21 protein-coding genes are annotated in these 19,697 nt (G+C 68.6%); 8 read left to right on the top strand and 13 right to left on the bottom strand.

All coding sequences use genetic code 11. The annotated features are described in order from the left end of the window. Positions 1–8 precede the first annotated feature (8 nt). A complete protein-coding gene (locus tag LCHO_RS04565; RefSeq protein ID WP_012345948.1) occupies positions 9–509 on the bottom strand; it encodes a putative pterin-binding protein in 501 nt (166 codons plus the stop codon). Positions 510–655: 146 nt separating this feature from the next. After that, the gene (gene ppnP, locus LCHO_RS04560) at positions 656–970 is read right to left on the bottom strand and encodes a pyrimidine/purine nucleoside phosphorylase (protein ID WP_012345947.1); all 315 of its coding nucleotides are present in this window, start codon (positions 968–970) and stop codon (positions 656–658) included. Positions 971–1,136: 166 nt separating this feature from the next. Here ppnP and argG point away from each other — a divergent pair, with 166 nt between their 5' ends. Next, positions 1,137–2,477 (top strand): argininosuccinate synthase, encoded by a 1,341-nt coding sequence (argG, locus tag LCHO_RS04555; protein ID WP_012345946.1) that lies wholly within the window; start codon positions 1,137–1,139, stop codon positions 2,475–2,477. A 74-nt stretch (positions 2,478–2,551) separates the two neighbouring features. Here the strand turns inward: argG and LCHO_RS04550 are convergent, their stop codons facing one another. Both LCHO_RS04550 and LCHO_RS04545 read right to left on the bottom strand, forming a co-directional pair. Continuing rightward, positions 2,552–3,991, bottom strand: coding sequence for a serine/threonine protein kinase (locus tag LCHO_RS04550; protein ID WP_012345945.1), 1,440 nt, complete (start codon positions 3,989–3,991; stop codon positions 2,552–2,554). Between the two features lie 11 nt (positions 3,992–4,002). Then, entirely contained in the window at positions 4,003–4,746 is a 744-nt protein-coding gene (locus tag LCHO_RS04545; protein WP_012345944.1) for a metallophosphoesterase family protein, read from the bottom strand. Positions 4,747–4,919: 173 nt separating this feature from the next. Between LCHO_RS04545 and LCHO_RS04540 the strand changes: the two genes are divergently transcribed. Beyond that, positions 4,920–5,834, top strand: coding sequence for a MipA/OmpV family protein (locus tag LCHO_RS04540; protein WP_012345943.1), 915 nt, complete (start codon positions 4,920–4,922; stop codon positions 5,832–5,834). Between the two features lie 35 nt (positions 5,835–5,869). Here the strand turns inward: LCHO_RS04540 and LCHO_RS04535 are convergent, their stop codons facing one another. The 3 genes from LCHO_RS04535 to LCHO_RS04525 are packed head-to-tail and all read right to left on the bottom strand — an operon-like array spanning position 5,870 to position 8,735. After that, positions 5,870–6,529: a hypothetical protein gene (locus LCHO_RS04535; protein ID WP_012345942.1), complete on the bottom strand. Its 660-nt coding sequence runs from the start codon at positions 6,527–6,529 to the stop codon at positions 5,870–5,872. Positions 6,530–6,567: 38 nt separating this feature from the next. Then, positions 6,568–7,530 carry an ornithine carbamoyltransferase gene (gene argF, locus LCHO_RS04530; RefSeq protein WP_012345941.1) on the bottom strand — a complete coding sequence of 321 codons (963 nt, stop codon included), beginning with the start codon at positions 7,528–7,530 and terminating at the stop codon, positions 6,568–6,570. Next, positions 7,527–8,735, bottom strand: coding sequence for an aspartate aminotransferase family protein (locus LCHO_RS04525; RefSeq protein WP_012345940.1), 1,209 nt, complete (start codon positions 8,733–8,735; stop codon positions 7,527–7,529). The genes argF and LCHO_RS04525 overlap by 4 nt, the downstream gene beginning before the upstream one ends. 235 nt (positions 8,736–8,970) lie before the next feature. Here LCHO_RS04525 and LCHO_RS04520 point away from each other — a divergent pair, with 235 nt between their 5' ends. Next, on the top strand, positions 8,971–9,300 hold the full coding sequence (locus LCHO_RS04520; protein ID WP_043703852.1) for a DUF3579 domain-containing protein: 330 nt from the start codon (positions 8,971–8,973) through the stop codon (positions 9,298–9,300). A 131-nt stretch (positions 9,301–9,431) separates the two neighbouring features. Further along, positions 9,432–9,701 (top strand): DUF2934 domain-containing protein, encoded by a 270-nt coding sequence (locus LCHO_RS04515; protein ID WP_012345938.1) that lies wholly within the window; start codon positions 9,432–9,434, stop codon positions 9,699–9,701. Positions 9,702–9,739: 38 nt separating this feature from the next. On the opposite strand, the gene LCHO_RS21945 is transcribed toward LCHO_RS04515, so the two are convergent. Continuing rightward, on the bottom strand, positions 9,740–10,603 hold the full coding sequence (locus tag LCHO_RS21945) for a Crp/Fnr family transcriptional regulator (RefSeq protein ID WP_012345937.1): 864 nt from the start codon (positions 10,601–10,603) through the stop codon (positions 9,740–9,742). Between the two features lie 523 nt (positions 10,604–11,126). Here LCHO_RS21945 and LCHO_RS04505 point away from each other — a divergent pair. Further along, a complete protein-coding gene (locus LCHO_RS04505; RefSeq protein WP_012345936.1) occupies positions 11,127–12,656 on the top strand; it encodes a PAS domain-containing sensor histidine kinase in 1,530 nt (509 codons plus the stop codon). Continuing rightward, on the top strand, positions 12,653–13,360 hold the full coding sequence (locus LCHO_RS04500; RefSeq protein ID WP_012345935.1) for a response regulator: 708 nt from the start codon (positions 12,653–12,655) through the stop codon (positions 13,358–13,360). Before LCHO_RS04505 ends, LCHO_RS04500 begins: the two co-directional genes overlap by 4 nt. Positions 13,361–13,376: 16 nt before the next feature. Here LCHO_RS04500 and LCHO_RS04495 read toward each other — a convergent pair whose 3' ends face one another. Genes LCHO_RS04495 through LCHO_RS24095 form a run of 3 tightly spaced genes read right to left on the bottom strand, consistent with a single transcriptional unit; the run spans position 13,377 to position 14,815 of the window. Continuing rightward, positions 13,377–13,985: a phosphoribosyltransferase gene (locus tag LCHO_RS04495; protein WP_012345934.1), complete on the bottom strand. Its 609-nt coding sequence runs from the start codon at positions 13,983–13,985 to the stop codon at positions 13,377–13,379. Next, a complete protein-coding gene (locus LCHO_RS04490; protein WP_012345933.1) occupies positions 13,982–14,635 on the bottom strand; it encodes a dienelactone hydrolase family protein in 654 nt (217 codons plus the stop codon). Before LCHO_RS04490 ends, LCHO_RS04495 begins: the two co-directional genes overlap by 4 nt. Positions 14,636–14,680: 45 nt before the next feature. After that, complete coding sequence (locus LCHO_RS24095) at positions 14,681–14,815, bottom strand: hypothetical protein (protein WP_012345932.1); 135 nt, start codon at positions 14,813–14,815, stop codon at positions 14,681–14,683. Between the two features lie 429 nt (positions 14,816–15,244). Here LCHO_RS24095 and LCHO_RS21940 point away from each other — a divergent pair, with 429 nt between their 5' ends. Together LCHO_RS21940 and LCHO_RS04480 are read left to right on the top strand one after the other, a co-directional pair. Then, positions 15,245–16,906 carry a tyrosine-type recombinase/integrase gene (locus LCHO_RS21940; RefSeq protein WP_012345931.1) on the top strand — a complete coding sequence of 554 codons (1,662 nt, stop codon included), beginning with the start codon at positions 15,245–15,247 and terminating at the stop codon, positions 16,904–16,906. Positions 16,907–17,148: 242 nt separating this feature from the next. After that, positions 17,149–18,369 (top strand): Fic family protein, encoded by a 1,221-nt coding sequence (locus LCHO_RS04480; protein ID WP_012345930.1) that lies wholly within the window; start codon positions 17,149–17,151, stop codon positions 18,367–18,369. On the opposite strand, the gene LCHO_RS24285 is transcribed toward LCHO_RS04480, so the two are convergent. Then, positions 18,300–18,764: a winged helix-turn-helix domain-containing protein gene (locus LCHO_RS24285; protein WP_083772674.1), complete on the bottom strand. Its 465-nt coding sequence runs from the start codon at positions 18,762–18,764 to the stop codon at positions 18,300–18,302. The genes LCHO_RS04480 and LCHO_RS24285 overlap by 70 nt on opposite strands. Before the next feature lie 6 nt (positions 18,765–18,770). After that, on the bottom strand, positions 18,771–19,679 hold the full coding sequence (locus LCHO_RS04475) for an AraC family transcriptional regulator (RefSeq protein WP_012345929.1): 909 nt from the start codon (positions 19,677–19,679) through the stop codon (positions 18,771–18,773). Positions 19,680–19,697 lie beyond the last annotated feature (18 nt).

The raw sequence follows: 19,697 nt of genomic DNA, 5'->3' as shown, positions 1-19,697 counted from the left end.
CGCAGGCTTCACTCGATCTCGAGGATCTTGAGCTGCCAGGCGGAGCGGTTGTAGTAGCGCTCGGAGCGCAGCGTCTCGTCGGTGTCGAAGGGGTAGATGATGAACAGCGGGCCCTTGTCGCGCACCGGCATCGGCTTGTCGTCCATCAGGCGCGCCAGCACCACGGCGTATTTCTGGGTGTCTTCGACCGGCAGCTCGGCCTTGTAGTCGTTCAGGGCCACGGCCTTGATCACCTTGCCGTTGGCGCCGGCGGCGGCCAGCACGTCCCGCAGCAGCGGACCGGTGAACTTGCGCGGCTCCTTGTACCAGGGCGTCAGGGTGGTGAAGCTGTGCTGCGGCAGCGCCGCCAGCATCGCCATGTCGAACTCGGCCTTGGCCGGCGCATTGGTCTGGGTGACCTTGCCGGTGACGGTCAGCACGACCTTGCCCGCAGGCTTGTCGAGCGCATGCGCGGCGGGCAGCAGGGCCAGCGCGGCGGCGCAGGCAAGAAAGAGGCGGCGGACGAGCATCGAAGGGCTCCTTGGGAGGAAGGACAGTGGCACGAACCGGGCCCCCTTCAAACCGGGGCCCCGACGGACCGCGCCGGACAGCGGCGCGACCTCGCTGGTTTCGGCACGACGGTACCTGTTCTTGAGCCGCCCGGGCCGCCCGAATGTCAGCCGAAGTGACAGATATAGTGGTACGGCTCGCCCTCGACCTTGATCTCGAAGCTCGATTGGCCCGGCACGTCGAAGCGCTCGCCCGGGCCGTAGCTTTGCCAGCTGTCGCTGCCGGCGAGCTTGATGCTGCAGCTGCCGGCGACGGTTTCCATCACCTCCGGCGCGCCGGTGTTGAAGGTCAGCGTGGCCGGCAGGATCACGCCGACGCTCTTCTTGGTGCCGTCGGCCAGCGTGATGCCGTGCGAGACGCACTTGCCGTCGAAGTAGACGTTGGCGCGGGTGTTGATGGTGGCGGCGATCGAGTCGGTCACGGAAGAGCTCCAGGAAGGGGATGAAGGAAGCGGCAGCGGCAGCACCCGGGGATGCCGGACGGCCCGCCTAAAATGATCGATTATCCATACACCGATCCGCCGCTTGCCGGCCGCACCGACGGCACCGGCGAGCGCCCACCCCGAGCCTCAGCCGAAAGCCCACGCCGTGTCCGCGACCATTCTTCAGAACCTTCCCGCCGGCGTCCGTGTCGGCATCGCCTTCTCCGGCGGCCTGGACACCAGCGCGGCCGTGCACTGGATGCGCGCCAAGGGCGCCGTGCCCTGCGCCTACACCGCCAACCTCGGCCAGCCCGACGAGAGCGACTACGACGACATCCCGCGCAAGGCGCTGGCCTACGGCGCCGACATCGCCCGCCTGATCGACTGCCGCGCGCAGCTGGTGGCCGAGGGCATCGCCGCCATCCAGTGCGGCGCCTTCCACATCAAGAGCGGCGGCGCGACCTACTTCAACACCACGCCGCTCGGCCGTGCCGTGACCGGCACCGCGCTGGTGGTGGCGATGCGCGACGACGGCGTCAACATCTGGGGCGACGGCAGCACCTACAAGGGCAACGACATCGAGCGCTTCTACCGCTACGGCCTGCTCGCCAACCCGGCGCTGAAGATCTACAAGCCCTGGCTCGACCAGACCTTCATCGACGAGCTGGGCGGTCGCAAGGAGATGAGCGAGTACCTGATCGCCCACGGCTTCGACTACAAGATGTCGGTCGAGAAGGCCTACAGCACCGACAGCAACATGCTCGGCGCGACCCACGAGGCCAAGGACCTGGAGTTCCTCAACGCCGGCATGAACATCGTCAAGCCCATCATGGGCGTGGCCTTCTGGCGCGACGATGTGGCGGTCAAGACCGAGACGGTGAGCGTGCGCTTCGAGGACGGCGTGCCGGTGGCGCTGAACGGCCAGCAGTTCGCCAGCAGCGTCGACCTGTTCATGGAGGCCAACAAGATCGGCGGCCGCCACGGCCTGGGCATGTGCGACCAGATCGAGAACCGCATCATCGAGGCCAAGAGCCGCGGCATCTACGAGGCCCCGGGCATGGCGCTGCTGCACATCGCCTACGAGCGCCTGGTGACCGGCATCCACAACGAGGACACCATCGAGCAGTACCGCATGAACGGCATGAAGCTCGGCCGCCTGCTGTACCAGGGCCGCTGGTTCGACCCGCAGTGCCTGATGCTGCGCGAGACCGCGCAGCGCTGGGTGGCGCGTGCCATCACCGGCGAGGTGACGCTGGAACTGCGCCGCGGCAACGACTACTCGATCATGGACACCGTCAGCCCCAACCTGACCTACGCGCCCGAGCGCCTGTCGATGGAGAAGGTCGAAGACGCCGCCTTCACGCCGGCCGACCGCATCGGCCAGCTGACGATGCGCAACCTCGACATCAGCGACACCCGCGCCAAGCTGGGCGTCTACAGCCGCACCGGCCTGCTCGGTGCCGACTCGCAGGGCAGCATCCCGCTGCTGACGCCGCCGCAGGGTTGAGGCCGCTCAGCCCGTCCAGCCCGCCCGGGCGATGACGACAACGGCGCCCGCGTGGCGCCGTTCTTCTTGCGGGCTCAGCCTTCTGCGGCCGATTCGCCCGGCACCCGCACCACCGTGACGGTGCATTCGGCCTGCGCCACCACCTCCGACGACACGCTGCCCAGGTAGCGCCGCAGCGCCGAGTTGCCACGCGCGCCCATCACGACATGGTCGACCTGCGTGCGGCGCGCGAAATCGAGGATCGCGCCGGCCGTGTCGGGCGCTTCGAGCACATGGAAGGTCAGCCGCCCGTCGGCCAGCCCGAGCGCCTGCGACAGCGGCCGGGCCCAGTGCTTGAGGCCGACCAGCTGCTTGACATGCACGCTGTTGCCGTCGCGGTCGGTCAGCTCGTCCATGCCGATGCGGTTGGTCTTCATGACGCTGACGCAGGCCAGCCGAGCGCCCTGCTCGGTCAGCACGATGCGACGCACGGTCTCGCGCATCAGGTCGAGCAGCTCGTCGGTGGCGCCGCTGACGTCCACCGCCGCCAGCACGATCGGCGCGCGCTTGAGCTGCTCGGCCACCGTCGGGCGCTCGCCCGGCTCGGCACCGACCGCGTTCAGCCAGCGCTTGAAGTGCTGCATGCGCCCGCCGGTGCGGCTCTTGCGCGAGCGTTCGGTGAGCGTGACCTGGCTCGGGTTGGCCAGGTCCTGCGCCAGGTGCGCCGCGCTCGGGTGGCGCTTGTCGGCGTGGATCTCGAGGCAGCGCAGGATCACCTCCTGCAGCCACGGCGGGCAGTCGGGGCGCAGCACCATCGGCGGCACCGGCTCCTTGTAGAGCCGCTCGCGCAGACCGCGCACGCTGGTCGGCGCGCCGAACGGGCGCGCGCCGGTGGTCAGGTGATAGAGCATCACGCCCAGCGCGAACAGGTCGCTGCGCGGCTCGCTGCGCACGAACTGCACCTGCTCGGGCGACATGTACGGCCCGGTGCCCATCGGCAGGTTGAACTCCTCGTCGAGCAGGTCGGGCAGCTGGTCGTGGCGCGACAGGCCGAAGTCGACCAGCACCGCCTCGCCGCTGGGCCTGAACAGGATGTTGCTCGGCTTGATGTCGAGGTGGATCACGTGCTGGCGGTGCAGGTCGTGCAGCGCCGTGGCGACCCGCGCGCCGATGCGCGCCACCTCGTCGATCAGGATCGGTGCCACGTCCAGACGCGGCCGCAGCGACTCGCCGGGCAGGTGCTCCATCACGATGTAGGGCCGCGTGATGAAGTCGCCGCGTGCGATGAAGCGCGGCACGTGCACGCCCTTGAGCGTGGGCAGGATCATCTGCTCGACCTCGAAACCGACGATCGACGCCGGGTCCTCGCCGCCCTTGATGCGCGGCACCTTCATCAGCATCGGTCCGGCGTGATCGGGGTGGCGCACGCTCCACAGGTTGGCCATGCCGCCCTGGTGCAGGCGCTCCATCAGCTCGAAGCCGTCGATCACCTCGCCGCCGCGCAGCGGCTGCTGGGACAGGTCACGCTCGTCCATCGCGACGGCCCTCAGTAGCCTTCGTGCAGTCGGTCGGCCAGCGAACGCGGCAGGCCGGCGGCGACGATCTTGGCGCTGGTGGTCTCGAGGTCGTACGGCACGCGGTGGAAGGTCAGCGTGTGGCGGGCGTCGTCGAACATCGCCCAGCAGGCCGCCGGGTTGCCGTCGCGCGGCTGGCCGGCCGAGCCCGGGATCGCCAGCCACTGGCGGTGCGCCGGCACCGGCACCGCCACGCCGGGCACCGGCGTGAAGTCGGCGATCTTGCCGGTGCTCGACATGTGATAGAGCATCGGCTGGTGCACGTGGCCGCAGAAGGTGTGGCGGCAGTCAGTGGCATGCATGCTGCGGACCGCCTCGGTGCGCCCGAGGATGTATTCCCAGCCCGACGGCGCATGCGCGTTGGCGTGCACGAACAGGCAACCGCTGTCCTCGACCCGGTACGGCAGCGCCGACAGGAAGGTGAGCTGCTCGGGGCTGAGCTGCTCGCGGGTCCAGGCAATGGCGCGCCGCGCTTCCTCGATCAGGTTCGGACCGGGGCCCTGCACCACCGCCTCGTCGTGGTTGCCACGCACGGCGATGGCGCCTTGCGACACCAGGTCCTGCACCCGTGTCACGACCCAGCCCGGATCGGCGCCGTAACCGACGAAGTCGCCCAGCAGGGCGATGCGGTCGGCGCCGTGCAGGTGGGCCTGTTCGAGGCAGGCCTCGAAGGCCTCGCGGTTGGCGTGGATGTCGGTGATCAGGGCCAGCTTCATGATGGGGTCGTGGTTCGAGATGCGCCGGATGCGCTCGGCCGGGATGAGAACACAGCCCGACACGCGCCGATATCGGGACAAGTCAGCGCGCAGCCTCGGCCGCAGGCGCGCGCGCGGCCGCGAGCCGCTAACCTCCCGCCTTCGCGGCCGACCGCCGAGCCCATCCGACAGCCATGAACCCACTCAAGCCCCTGGTCCACGCCGCAAGCGCGCTGACCGCACTGCTGCTGGCCTGCGCCGGCGCGCCGGCCCTCGCGCAGGCGAGCGCATCGATCGACACCGTCGACGCGAAAGCCCCCCCCGCGGCGGCGGCCGTGGCGTCGACCCGGCCGCTGTGGGAGTTCGGCCTCGGCGCCGGCGCGTTGCGCCTGCCCGACTACCGCGGCTCCGACACCTACGGCCGCTACCTGCTGCCGGTGCCCTACATCATCTACCGCGGCAAATACCTGCGTGCCGGCCGCGACGGCGCACGCGCCGTGCTGCTCGACACCGAACGGGTCGAGTTCGACATCAGCCTCAACGCCGGCCCGCCCGCGCGCGCCGACCTCGGCGGGGTGCGCGCCGGCATGGCCGACCTGCCCGCCACGGTCGAGATCGGCCCCAAGCTGCGCACCACGCTGTGGACTGGCCGCGGCGGCGCCCGGCTGAACCTGGATCTGCCGCTGCGCGCGGCCATCACGGTGCAGGGCTCGCCGCGCAGCATCGGCACGGTGTTCTCGCCCAACCTCGACCTGGCGCTGCCGACCGGCACGCCGTGGCGGCTGGGTCTGCAGGTCGGGCCGATGTGGGGCTCGCGCGACCTGCACACGCACTACTACGGCGTCAGCGCGGCCGATGCGGTGTCGAGCCCGACCCTGCAGCGCCCGGCCTACCAGGCGCGCGGCGGCTACGCCGGCTGGCAGGCGCTGGCGGGGCTGTCACGCCACTACGAGCGCCATTGGGTCGGCAGCTTCCTGCGTTACGACCACGTCGGCGGCGCCGTGTTCGCCGACAGCCCGCTGGTGCGCAGCCGGAACAACTGGAGCGCCGGCATCGCGATGGCGTGGATCTTCGCGGCCTCCGACGAGCAGGTGCCGCGCGATCGCTGAAGCGTCGGCGCCCGGCTGGCCGGGCGCCTGCGCCCTCAGCGGCGCGCGGCCGGCAGCACCGGAGCGCCCGGGCCGTCGGCGAACTCCAGGCCCTCGGCCGCGGCCCACGGCCCGGTGGGCAGCAGGTCGATCACGACCTGGCCCTTGAACTGCGGATAGGCGGCCTCGAAGGCGGCGATGTCGCGGGCGCGCTGGTCCTTGATCTCGACCGCGGCGCTGTCGACCACCCGCAGGCCCAGCGCGTTCTTGCGCATCGCCAGCGTGCCCTCGAGGCTGCCGATGTAGCGCACCTCGCCGGCCACCACCGTGAACGCCAGCGGCTTGAGCACGCCGGCCGGCTGCACCCAGCCGCCGACGCCGTCGCGCATCTGCCAGGCGTCGAGCGTGTGGCGGCCGGCCGGCACCTTCAGCACGACCAACTGGCCACCGCCCGCCAGCCTGGGCAGGGGCTCCGTCGCCTCGTCGAGCGACTCGCCCGACGACTGCAGCCGGTTCATGCCGGGACGGCCGTGGGTGTCGAAGTAGATCTGGGTGCGCGCGCCGGGATTGGCCGACTCGTTCTGCGCCACCGACGCCACGATGACACCGACCGCCGGCTTGTCGCCGAACGAGAAGTCGGGCGGGATGTTGCCGGCGGCACAGCCCACCAGCGCGGTGAGCAGCGTAAGAGCGAGGGTGTGGGCGATGCGGCGCATGAGGGGGGTTCCGTCGTGGTGGGTCGGTGGGTGGATGTTCAGCCGATGCGCCCGAGCAGCAGGTACTCCATCAGCGCCTTCTGCACGTGCATGCGGTTCTCGGCCTCGTCCCAGACCACGCTCTGCGGGCCGTCGATGACGTCGGCGGTCACTTCCTCGCCGCGGTGCGCCGGCAGGCAGTGCATGAACAGCGCGTCGGGCTTGGCCGCGGCCATCATGGCGGCGTCGACGCACCAGAGCGCGAAGGCCTTCTTGCGTGCCTCGTTCTCGGCCTCGTAGCCCATGCTGGTCCAGACGTCGGTGGTGACCAGGTCGGCGCCGCGGCAGGCTTCGCGCGGGTCGTCGAAGACCTTGTAGCAGTCGCTGCTGGCGATGCCGGCCACGACCGGGTCGACCTCGTAGCCGCCCGGCGTGCTGACGTGCACCGTGAAACCGAGGATCTCGGCCGCCTGCAGCCAGGTGTTGGCCATGTTGTTGCCGTCGCCGACCCACGCCACCACGCGGCCCTTCAGGCACGACAGGTCGACGCCCGCCGCGCTGAGCGTGCCGCGGTGTTCGAGCCAGGTGTAGAGGTCGGCCAGGATCTGGCACGGGTGGAACTCGTTGGTCAGCCCGTTGATGACCGGCACCCGCGAGTGGGCCGCGAACTGCTCGATCTTGGTCTGCTCGTAGGTGCGGATCATGACGATGTCGACCATCCGGCTGATGACACGCGCCGAGTCCTCCACCGGCTCGCTGCGGCCGAGCTGGCTGTCGCCGGTGGTCAGGTGCACCACCGAGCCGCCCATCTGGTACATGCCGGCCTCGAAGCTCACGCGGGTGCGGGTGCTGGCCTTCTCGAAGATCATCGCCAGCGTGCGGTCGACCAGCGGCGTGTACTTCTCGTAGTTCTTGAAGCGCGTCTTGATGTTGCGGGCGCGCTCGAACAGGTAGGCGTACTCCTCGGCACGCAGGTCCTTGAACTGCAGGTAGTGCTTCATCAGGCTCATCCCGGGTTTCATGACGGCTGGCTCGTGGCGAGGAAGTTCTTGATCAGCGGGCACAGGATGGCGACGATCTCGCCCGCCTCGGCCTCGCTCAGGATCAGCGGCGGCACCAGGCGGATGACGCGGTCGGCCGTCACGCTCAGCAGCAGGCCGGCCTGCATCGCCAGCGTCAGGATCTCGCCGCACGGGCGGTCGAGTTCGATGCCCAGCATCAGGCCGGCGCCACGGATCTCGACCACGCCGGCCACGTCGGCGAGCTCGCGCTCCAGGCTGGCGCGCAGCATGCCGCCGACACGCGCGGCGTTCTGCAGCAGGCCTTCGTCTTCCATGATGCGCAGCGTCTCGACGCCCGCACGCATCGACAGCGGATTGCCGCCGAAGGTGGTGCCGTGGTTGCCGGGCTGGAAGATCTGCGCCGCCTTCGGCCCGCAGACCACCGCGCCGATCGGCACGCCCGAGCCGAGGCCCTTGGCCAGCGGCATGACGTCGGGCACGATGCCGGCCCACTGGTGCGCGAACCACTTGCCGGTGCGGCCGATGCCGCACTGCACCTCGTCGAGCATCAGCAGCCAGTCCTGCTGGTCGCACAGGCGGCGCAGGCTCTGCAGGTAGTCCCAGCGCGAGGCGTTGATGCCGCCCTCGCCTTGAATCGTTTCCAGGAACACCGCCACCACGTTCGGGTTGGTGCGCGCCACTTCCTCGACCGCCGCCAGATCGTTCAGCGGCACCCGCACGAAGCCCTCGACCAGCGGGCCGAAACCGGCCTGCACCTTGGGGTTGCCGGTGGCCGACAGCGTGGCGATCGAGCGGCCGTGGAAGGCGCGCTCGTAGACGATGATTTCCGGGCGCTCGATGCCCTTGTCGTGGCCGAACTTGCGCGCCAGCTTGAGCGCGGCCTCGTTGGCCTCCAGCCCGGTGCTGCAGAAGAAGGCGTTGGTCAGGCCGGACAGATCGACCAGCTTGGCCGCCAGCGCCTCTTGCAAGGGCACGTGGTAGTAGTTCGAGCAGTGCATCAGCCGGCCGACCTGCTCCTGCAGCGCCGGCACCAGCTTGGGGTGCGCGTGGCCCAGCGTGTTGACGGCGATGCCGCCCAGGCCATCGAGGTATTCGCGGCCTTCGGTGTCCCAGACTCGGCAGCCTCGGCCGTGCGACATGGCGATCGGCAGGCGACCGTAGGTCTTCATCACATGCGGTTCGAGGGACGTCGGGGCGGCGGTCATGAGGGCATCTCCAGCCTGGCAAACAGAAAAAAGAAACGAAAAAGCGCTCGTTTCGGAGAGCGCCGATCGATTGTAGGCAAGTGACAAGGCAAGGGCGCGACACTTGCGCCGCCGGGCCCGAACCGGCCCAGAACCTCCGCCGTGCTGTACCCGTGCGGCCACAGCACCCTGCTGCAGTGCAGCACAATAGAGCCCAGAAGGCGCGGTCAGCGTGCTGCCGCCAGGGAATTGCGCAGTGAGCACGACCAACAAACCGCGAGAAATCTTCATCCAGGGCCTGACCCGCGACGGCCGCACTTTCCGGCCCAGCGACTGGGCCGAACGGCTGGCCGGCGCGATGTCGTGCTTCCGGCCGAGCGGCTCGGTAGGCGGCATCGGCGCGGCGATCGGCTACTCGCCGTATTGCGTGCCGATGGTGATCGGCAAGACCAAGTGCGTGGTCGTCAACGAAGCCCTGCGCGACATCGAGCCGATGGCCTGGGATTTCGTCATGAACTTCGCCCGCGACAACGAACTGCAGGTCACCGAAGCCTGCCTGCTGCCCGATCCTGCACCCAAGCGCTGACGAGCGCGCGCGGCCACGGCCCGTTGAGCAGGCTCAAGCAGGCCGGCACCGCGAGGATCTAGCCTTGTCGCCGGGCCGGGCTCACGCCATGAGCCGCCCCGGATCCGATGGCAAGCAGCAGGAGACACCGCATGCGGACACCCCCCAGCGCGAACACCCGGCCGACCGTGCGCGCCGCCCAGGTCGCGGCATCCACACCGCCCCAGGCCCTCGACGCGATCGCCGAAGACGGCCTTCCCGCCGCGGTCACCGACCGTGCCGAGCGGATCCGCCAGGCGGCCTATGCCTTGTACGAGCAGCGCGGCTGCGGCGATGGCCACGATTTCGACGACTGGCTCATGGCCGAATCGCTGGTGGACCGGGAACGGGCCGGCAGCGTCGACGAAGACACCCCCGCCTAGAACGCCGGGCCGCCGGGCCGTCGGGATCTCTTTTCGAGTCAGGCCGCCACGCCGACAGGCGCGTGGCGCGCCGGTGGGCTGGCCGCCGTGCCGGCACCGTGGCGGCGCGAGACCTGATCGGCAAAACCGCGCGTGCTGCGCTTGAAGGCCTTCAGGCCGTCGAGGTCGAGGATCTCGACCTCGCGGTTGTCGACCCGCAGATAGCCCCATTCGACCAGCGAGCCGAACGAGCGGCTGACCGTCTCGTGGGCCACGCCGAGCAGGCTGGCGATGTCGCGCCGGCTCATGCGCAGGCGCAGCCGGCGCGGCGACTGGCCGCACTCGAGCATGTGCGCCGACAGCCACACCAGAAAGCGCGCCAGCCGCACCTCGGCCGCCACCGCGGCCATCATCTCGGTGATCTCGCCGACGCGCGCCAGCTGGCGGCTGAGGGCGAACTGCAGCGCGTGATCGAGCGCCGGCGACCCCTGCCGCCAGCCGTCGAGCGAGCGCACCGGCAAGGCGTAGACGGTGGAGTCCTCGAGCGCCACCGCGCTCATCGGCTGCTGGCCGCGGCACAGCGCCTCGAAGCCCAGCACCTCGCCCGGTCCGGCAAAGCCGAGCACCTGCTCGTAGCCGTCCTCCGAGGTCTTCAGGCTCTTGAAGGTGCCCGAGCGCACGACGTGCACACACTCGGCCGGCGCGCCCTCGTGCAGCAGCGTGGCACCGCTGCGCACCCGCCACAGCGGGATCAGGAAATCGAGCTCGCCCGCCGTCTCGGACGGCTGCACGCCCAGCAGACGCAGCAGATCCGACAGCGGCCCCGGTGCCGACGCCGGTGTCACCGTGCAGCGCCGCACGAACCAGGCGTCGCGAACCGCGGGGTGCTCATCGGGCACGTTCAGCAATGAAACCACAGCCATCTCCTTTTGCTCGTGTCGGTGCGGATCCCTCGTCCGCGGGATGTACTTTCGTCGGTGAGGCACCCCGTCGCAATCAGCGTCACCGGCGATCGGCTGTGGGACTCATGACACAGGCGCGTTAGGAAAGGAGCGCGTCCGATTCGGACTATTCCGAACGCCGCGTGGCCAGCCGCAGCTTTTCACTCGCCAGCGATGTCGATGACGACAAGGCCGATGCCAAGTATCAGAACGGGCGCTCGAACTGAAATTGCCGAAAAATCGACCGCTGCACGCAAGCGCCTGGCGACTGGCTGACAACAGGCCGATTGATCTGAATCAAGCTGGCGCTTCTGTGACGGACCTCACGAAGCGATGCCCACTATCCGGTGCCACCGCACTCGACCTACCATCACCGGGCGGGGTATCCGGTAGCGCACGCTGCGGCGCCGACCACCCCGCACAGCAGGCGCAATGCCGGCATCGCAGGACTGAGCCCGGCGCCAGATCGGGGGCCTGCCATGGCAGCGTGCCGGTGGGAGCCTCGATGAATGCCGTATCGCCGCAGGATCAATCGTTCGACCTCTTCAGCGTGCCGCTGGGCGGCATCATCCGTGCCTCGCACGAGGCGATCGTGGTGATCGACGAACAGCAGGTCGTCGTCGCGCTGAACCCGGCGGCGCAGGAGATGTTCGGCTGCACCGCCGAGCAGGCGCTCGGTTCCTCGCTGGCGCGCTTCATCCCGGCCGCCTCGCGCTCGGCGCACGCGGCGCACGTGCACGAGTTCGCTTCGTCCGGCGTGCTCGAATGCCAGATGGCAAACCGCCGCCGCATCACGGCCGTGCGTGCCGACGGCGAGACCTTCCCGGTCGAGATCGCGCTGTCGCGGGTCGATTTCGGGGCCGACGGCCGAGCGCGCCGCTACTTTGCCGCGCTGCTGCGCGACCTCAGCCTGGAACGCGAACTCAAGGACGCGCTCGAGACGCTGCAGAAGCGCCTGCGCGCCGTGCTCGAACTGGCCCCGATCGCGCTCTGGATCGCCGATGCCGACCGGGTGGTGTTCGCCAACCGTGCCGCGGCGCGCCTGTTCGGCTGCGATGCCGACCAGCCGCTGATCGGCCGATCGGTCTACGAGATGCTGGAGCCCCGCGCCCATGCGCACCTGCGCCAGCAGATGGCGCGCGTGCTCGCCGGCGACAACGATGCCGAGGTCGTGCGCGGCACCATCGCGCGCGCCGACGGCAGCCGGCGCGAGATCGAGATCGCCCTGGCCGCCCTGCCCGACCACGGCCGCACCACCGTGCAGATGGTGGTGGCCGACGTCACGCAACGCCGCGACGAGGCCATCGAACTCGAGCGCTCGCGCCATGCGCTGCGGCAGCTGTCGGCCAGCGTGGTCGAGGCCCGCGAAGCCGAACGGCGGCGCATCGCCCGCGAGTTGCACGACGAACTCGGCCAGCGGCTGACCGCGCTCAAGATGGATCTGTCGGGCCTCGCCGCGGCCAACGGCCTGAAGGACACCGACAAACATCTCGCCGGCATGCTGACGATGCTCGACGAGACGGTGGCCTCGGTGCGCCGCATCGCCGGCGACCTGCGCCCGCTGATGCTCGACGACCTGGGCCTGAACGCCGCCATCGAGTGGCTGGCGACCGATGCCTCGCGGCGCCTGGGCATCGAGATCGAGGTGCAGCTCACCGAAGACGACTCGCAGGTCGACGAGCGGGTCGCCATCGCCGTCTACCGCATGGTGCAGGAGGCGCTCACCAATGTGGCGCGCCACGCCAAGGCCAGCCGCGTCGAGATCTGCCTGAAGCAGAAGGGCGACGCCCTGGTGCTGACGGTGCAGGACGACGGCATCGGCTTTCCGGCCCGCGCGCTGCAGCGCGAGGGCTCCTACGGCCTGCTGGGCATGCGCGAGCGCACCCGCATGCTCGGCGGCCGTTTTGCGCTGGTCACGGTGCCCGGCCAGGGCGGCTGCGTGGTCGTGCACCTGCCGCTGACACCGGCCGACGAGACCCGTGCCGAAGCCGGCCCGGATGACACGGTGGCCGCCGAACGCGGGGAACCGTCATGACGACCCAGGCCAGCCCGAACCCGCTGCACGATCTGCACATCCTGATCGTCGACGACCACGTGATCGTGCGCGAAGGGCTGCAGCGCATCCTCGAAGCCACCGGCGCGGGCTGGGTGGTGGCCGAGGCCAGCAGCGGCTTCCAGGCGCTCGAGGTGATGCGCCACCAGCCGATCGATCTGGCGATCGTCGACCTGTCGATGCCGGGCATGAACGGGCTGGACCTGATCAAGCGCATCCGCACCGAATTCCCGCGGGTGCGCGTGCTGGTGCTGAGCATGCATGCCGAGGAGCAGTACGCCATGCGGGCGTTCAAGGCCGGTGCCAACGGCTACGTGACCAAGGACGGCGCATCGGCCGAGCTGGTCAACGCCGTGCGCAAGGTCGCCACCGGCGGCGCCTACGTCACCGCCAGCCTGGCCGAGCGGGTGGTGCTGCAGCTCAACGGCGCGACCACCGCGCCGGGTCACGCACAGCTGTCGGACCGCGAGCTCGAGGTGCTGCGCCGCATCGTCGCCGGCGAGCGGATCACCGACATCGCCGAGGCGCTGCACCTGTCGGTCAAGACCGTCAGCACGCACAAGAGCCGCATCCAGGAGAAGCTGCAGCTGCCCACCATGGCCGCGCTGATCCGCTACGGCATGGCGCACGGCCTGGCTCAGCGCGACGACGAGCCGGGGCTCGATCTGGCCGAGCATCGGCCCTGACGGCGACCGACCGGCTTCAGTCGTCGGCCTGCGGGCGCGCCAGCGCGGCATGGGCCGCATCGAGTGCGGCGATCACCTCGGCGTCGCCGACCTGATGGAAGTCGCGGTAGTGGCAGCCGATGGCGACGAAGGGATCGGGTTCGGCCAGGCAGACCACCTCGTCGACTTCGCCGCGCAGGCTCTGGAGCACGTCGTGCGGCGCCACCGGCACCGCCAGCACCAGGCGGGCCGGCGCCTGGCGCCGCAACGCCTTGAGCGCCACCCGCAGCGTGGTGCCGGTGGCGATGCCGTCGTCGACCACCACCACCGTCGCCCCCTTCAGCGGCACCGCCGGGCGACCCTGCAGATAGAGGCCGCGACGCCGGTGGATCTCGTGCAGCTGCGCCAGCACCTGGGCCTCGATGTAGTCGGGGTCGATCCGGCTGCACGCCATCACCTCGTCGTTGAAGACGATGTCGGGCGCGGCCCCGTCCACCACCGCGGCGATCGCCAGCTCGGGCTGCCACGGCGCGCCGATCTTGCGCGGCAGCGCCAGCACCACGACCGGCGCCGGCAGCATGCGGGCGGCCACTTCCCGCGCCAGCAACCGGGCGGCCTCGGCGCGATCGGCAAAACGGGGGCTCATCGTGAGCGTCCGGTCGACAGATGGGCGGCGAACCAGCCGCCGGCGAGCTGCGCGACGGCATCGAGCGTGCCCGGCTGCTCGAACAGATGGCCAGCGCCGGGCACGATCTCGAGCCGCTTGTTGCAGCGCAGCAGGCGCATGGCGCGGCGATTGAGCTCGATCACGTCGGTATCCAGGCCACCGACGATCAACAGGGTCGGCGCCTGCACGCCGACGAGGTAGCCGCCCGCCAGATCGGGACGGCCGCCGCGCGACACCACCGCACCCACCTGCCCCGGATGCTCGGCCGCCAAGCGCAGCACCGCCGCCGCACCGGTGCTGGCGCCGAACAGGCCGACCCGCAGGCGCCTGAACTCGGCGCGTTCCAGCAGCCAGTCGAGCGCACCGCCCAGGCGGCTGGCGAGCAGGCCGACGTCGAACACCTTGAGGCGGTCGCCGGCCTCGTCTTCGGTGAGCAGATCGAACAGCAGGGTATCGAGCCGATGCGCATGCAGCAGGTCGGCCACCAGCCGATTGCGCGGGCTCAGGCGGCTGCTGCCGCTGCCGTGCGCGAACACCACCCCGCCCAGCGCGTGCGGGACCAGCGCAAGCTCACCCCGCAGCCCCCGCGGGCCGATGCGCACGTGCTCGCATTCGATCGATGGCTGCATGGCATCCCCGGACTGATTGCACGCGACGACAGCGGCGGTCGTGGATCACGGCGAGCGCAGGCGCTCGATCACCTCGTCGTCGCGCAGGACGGTGTAGTCGGCCACATGGGTGCAGCTGCCGGGGCCTTGTTCGAGCACGCGGGCTCGCGCGGCATTGGCGATCAGCAGCCAGTTCTTCATGGCAGACGCTCCTCGCATGGAACGCCGTCGCCCGAGGCAACGGTCAGTGGCCTGAATCTAGATCGCAGACGGCGCAATGCGTTGACCATGCGCAAGCACGGCGCGGCAAGCCACAAAACCCATCGCAGCCCCGCGTGGGGCAACAGCCGTGGCGGGCCCACAAAGCCAAACGGGCTAGCTCCTTGTGGAAGCTAACCCGTTGATTTAAATGGTGCGGCTGGCAGGAATCGAACCCACTACCCCTTGGTTCGTAGACAAGCAAAGCATGATTTTTCGGCATCCAAAGTCATCCAGACCGAAAATGTGATTTCATAAAAATCAACAACTTAACTTCATTCATTGTCTGACAGCGTCCCAGAAAGTACACTGAAAGCCTCATCCGAATTGCCAGGGAATTGCCAGATGGCAATTCAAGGTCAAGGAGCGATCGTGGACACCAAGACCAAAGCGAAGCACAACATTGGCACCACGCATCGGGAGGTGCTGGGCTGGGTCAAGAAAGCGGCGGCGGGTGACGAGTTCCGGGCCGCCAAAGGGCTGTACCTGCGCAAGACCGAGGGTGGCGCGTTCTGGGTCTACCGGTACGCATCACCTGTCACGGGCAAGCAGGTACGCGCCCAGCTTTGGGCGGATGACGAACGTGGCGTGGTCGGGTTCCCCGATGCCTCGCTGGAAGAAGCGACCACTCGCGCGGCCGTGCTGCGAGCCAAGGTGGCCGACGGTATCGATCCGGTGCTGACGGCAGAACAGGCAAGGATGGCCCATGCAGAAGCCCAAGCGCTTGACCGCCAGCGCATCGCCGACGAACAGCGCCAACGCGAGCAAGCCGCCCAGGCCGCAACACTCGCCCAAGCTCGCCGGCTGACCGTGCGGCGCCTGTTCGAGGACTGGCGGGCGGCCGACCTGCAGCCGCGCGTCCGGGCCGATGGCAAGCGCACCGGCCGCGTCGATGGCGGGCAATACGTGCTGGAACAGTTCACCCGGCATGTGTTCCCGGCCATCGGCGAGATGGCAGCGGAGGACGTGCGCAAAGCAGATCTGCTGTCGCTGCTGGACGCTCAGAAATCGGCCGGCAAGATGCGCACAGCCAATGTGCTGCTGGCCGACCTCAAGCAGATGCTCGACTTCGCCCTGGAGCGCGAGTTGATCGCTGGCAACCCGCTCGCCACCGTCAAGAAAAGCAAAGTCGGCGGCGCGAGCGTGGAGCGTGACCGGGTGCTGTCCAACGACGAGATCAAGCTCCTGGTAGCAGGAATCGCTTGTGCTCGGATGCACCAGCGAAGCTCGACCGCCATCTGGCTGACACTAGCCACAGGCGTGCGTGTGGGCGAGCTCATGGGCGCGGTGTGGGCAGACGCCCTGCCCGCTGACCCGAAAGCCCGCAAGACCCGCCTGGATGCACTGCAAGCACTTTGCGACGCCAAGGCGGTGACCGCAGCGCAGAAAAAGCTAGCGAAGGCGGTCGAGGACGGCGACGCCAAGAAGATTGAGCGCGTCAAACAGCAGTTGGCAACATACCAAGCTTTCGGCGATCCCGAGAGGGTAAAGGTCGGTGTTATCGATGTGATTGCCCGCAACTGGTACTTGCCGGACACCAAGAATCAGCGCGATCACACCATTCACTTGAGCGACTTCGCCCTGGCGCAACTTGAGACGCTGTACGAACTGCGCGAGGTATTGACGACCTCGACCAGCGGAGAGTTGTCCCCTTGGGTGTTTCCGGCTACGAACAACAGCCAGCCGGTCTGTGTGAAGTCGTTCGGCAAGCAACTGAGCGACCGCCAGCGCGAGCCCGAGGCGCGCATGAGCAACCGCACCAAGGCCACCACGTCACTGATGCTGCCGGGGGGCAAGTGGACGGCGCACGACCTGAGGCGCTCGGCGGCAACCGTGATGGCCCGGCTGAACTTCGGGTCGGACACGATCAACGAGTGCCTGAACCACATTCAGAGCGACCGCATGGCACGGGTCTACATCCAAGACCGGCGCGAGGCCGATCAGGCCCGGGCGTTCGATGCATTGGGGAAACGACTGGCAGTTCTCGTCAATGACGCACCTCGCTCGCCCACTGCCAATCCAATGTCTGAGTGATCCAGCGGCCATAGGCACATGGACCCAGGTCCTGCGGTCGGACCTGGCCAGCGACCGATGCCTTCGCTCTCCAGAACTTTGCCACGTTGGCAGAGGGAGGGAAGCCCTATCGCTTCAAGAACGAGATCAGCGAGTCGCTGATACTGAACCCGGCTGCGAAAAAATGTTGGCCAACAGTCGTCCAAAAACAGAAGAAAATGTTGGCCTGACAAACAGTTGGATCACACCTTACGTTGGCAATCATGGTTGCGCTGTACGACTCGGTTCACCAGTTCGAGCCCCTGATGCCGTCCGATGTGGCTCAACAACCGCTGTTGGCCCAGGCACACGATCTGGGTCGTGCGGCGCTGCAGTTGGCTGGCACGCCCGTGCCAGCGGGGCTGCGTGCATTGCTGCGAAGCATGAATTCGTACCACTCGAACCGTATCGAGGGTCAACACACAAAACCGTTCGAGATCGAGCAGGCGCTGAGGCGGGACTTCTCCGCCAATCGCGAACTGGCGACCCGGCAGAGACTCGCGGTGGCGCACATCGAAGCCGAGGTGGCGCTGGAGGCGCGCTATGTCGGCATCGAAGGGGCGCTGCGCCTCTACAGCGCGCAGGCGATCGCTGACCTGCACCATGAACTGTTCGGCCGCCTGACGCCCGAAGACCTGAACGCGGGCAACGCCGACGAGATCATTCCCGGGGCGCTGCGCACACGCGACGTCAGCGTCGGTCAGCACATCGCGCCGGCGTTCACGGCGCTGCCCAAGTTTCTGCAACGCTGGGCCGACGTCTACGCCAACACGCGCCGCGGTGAAGCGGCGTTGGTGGCTCTGGCCGCCGCGCACCATCGACTCGGCTGGATCCATCCCTTCGTCGATGGCAATGGCCGCGTGATGCGACTGCACACCCACACCATGCTGAGCGCGCTGGGCTACACCGGGGGGCTGTGGTCGCCCCTGCGTGGCTTCGCGCGCAGCACCGACCGCTACTACGCGCTGCTGGCCGCCGCCGATGAAGCGCGCCGCGGCGACCTCGACGGACGCGGGAACCTGAGCCAGCGTGCACTGGTCGACTGGATCGGCTACGTGCTCTCGGTGTGCCAGGACCAGGTCGCATTCATGGCTGGAATGCTGAAACTCGGTGACCTGGAGCGGCGCGTGGCCGCCTGCTTGGCCTATGAGGAACACACCCTGCGATCGGGCGTGCGCATGGCCGCACTGCGGCCGCTGCACTACCTGTTCGTCACCGACATCGCCCTGGCTCGCGGAGAGTTCAAGGCCATGACCGGTCTGGCCGAGCGCACGGCAGGCTCAATGCTGAAAGCCCTGCTCGACCGCGGCCTGCTGACCAGCGAAACCCCCCAGGGTCCGGTGCGCTTCGGCCTGCCCCTGCATGCGTTGCGCTTCTACTTTCCGACCCTTTGGCCCGAAGCCGAAGCAGACGACGAACCCGACCGACGCAACGCAGGACATTGAACCTGACCTCGCCCCTGGATTCCGTATCCCATAGCCGGACTACGCGCTGGCTTACCGAGGTTGATCGGTAAGTCAGTATTGTTCGAACCGCAGCGGACTGACGTAGGCAGGACCCAGTCGGTCTCCCGGATCGGCGCCACGAACGCCCCGCGCCGGGGGACGAGCCGGATGGTGCCGCGCTCTTCCAGGGTCCTGAGGGCCTGCCGCACCGTCGCTCTCGACAATGTCCAATCGCGGCAGAGCGCACTCTCGGATGGCATGCCGTCGCCGGGTTTCAGGACACAACGACGAATGGCATCACCCAACTGCTCGGCCAACTGGAGATAGAACGGCTCCGACGAGGCCCGATCGATGGAGCGGCACGACGCGGGCTGGGAGGCCGAAGATGCAGGCATGCCTCGTCACCGGCCCAGAACGCCACGATCAAGCGAACGCCTGCGGAATTCGCTCGGCGTCATGCCCTGGATCTCCAGGAAGCGTCGATTGAAATTGGCGACATTCTGGAAGCCGACCTCACCAGAGATGTCCACGATGCGTCGGTCCGACTCCGCCAGCAGTTGGCCGGCCCTGTGGATCCGCACCCGGTTGACGAAGTCGGTGAAGGTATTGCCAGTGGCACGGCGGAAGCAACGGCTGAACCGGCTCGCGCTCATGCCCAGCTCGACCGCGCATGCCGCAACCGAGATCGGCCGTAGCAGCGTGGTCGGCTGCGCCAGGATGAGCGCCTCGAGCTGGGGGAGGATATCGGCCGCATCGCCACCCTGCATCGGCATGCTCGACAGCACGCGGTGATGGGTACAGGTGGCCAGATCAGCCATGAACTCGCAGAAAGCCACCCAGCGCCGAAGTCCCTGGCTTGCCTGCGTGCGGCGCCAGTGCGCGACCGCGCGATCGGACATGCCGAAGAACTCGATGCCGTTGCTGGCCCGTTCCAACAGAGGGCTCAGGTCAGCCAGCTCGGGGATGGTGGCCGATGCACGCAACAGCGGAGCCTGATCGAACTGAATGACGAGGTCGCGTTCGACAACACCGCCAACGGGCACGTCCATCGACACCCAGTTGTGCGGCAGACGTGGGCCGACCAGCACGACATGCCCGGCGTGAAATGGGCCGATCCAGTCCCCCACGAAGGCTTGGCCGGACGTGCTGGTGATGATGTGCAGCTCGTGCACGTCATGGTGATGCCAACGTGCCAAGGGAGTCGGGAAACCGTGCGAGAAACAATGGATCAGCCCGCTGAGGGTGTCGCAGCCATCGCCCTTGGCCAGCGCAGGCGGAATCTGGTTCACCGAGCATCGGGGCTGTGGCATGACGGATGCCCTTCCTGC

Origin of the sequence: Leptothrix cholodnii SP-6, from assembly GCF_000019785.1 — a bacterium.
GTDB classification, from domain to species: domain Bacteria; phylum Pseudomonadota; class Gammaproteobacteria; order Burkholderiales; family Burkholderiaceae_C; genus Sphaerotilus; species Sphaerotilus cholodnii.
This window is presented reverse-complemented; position numbering and strand designations above follow the sequence as displayed.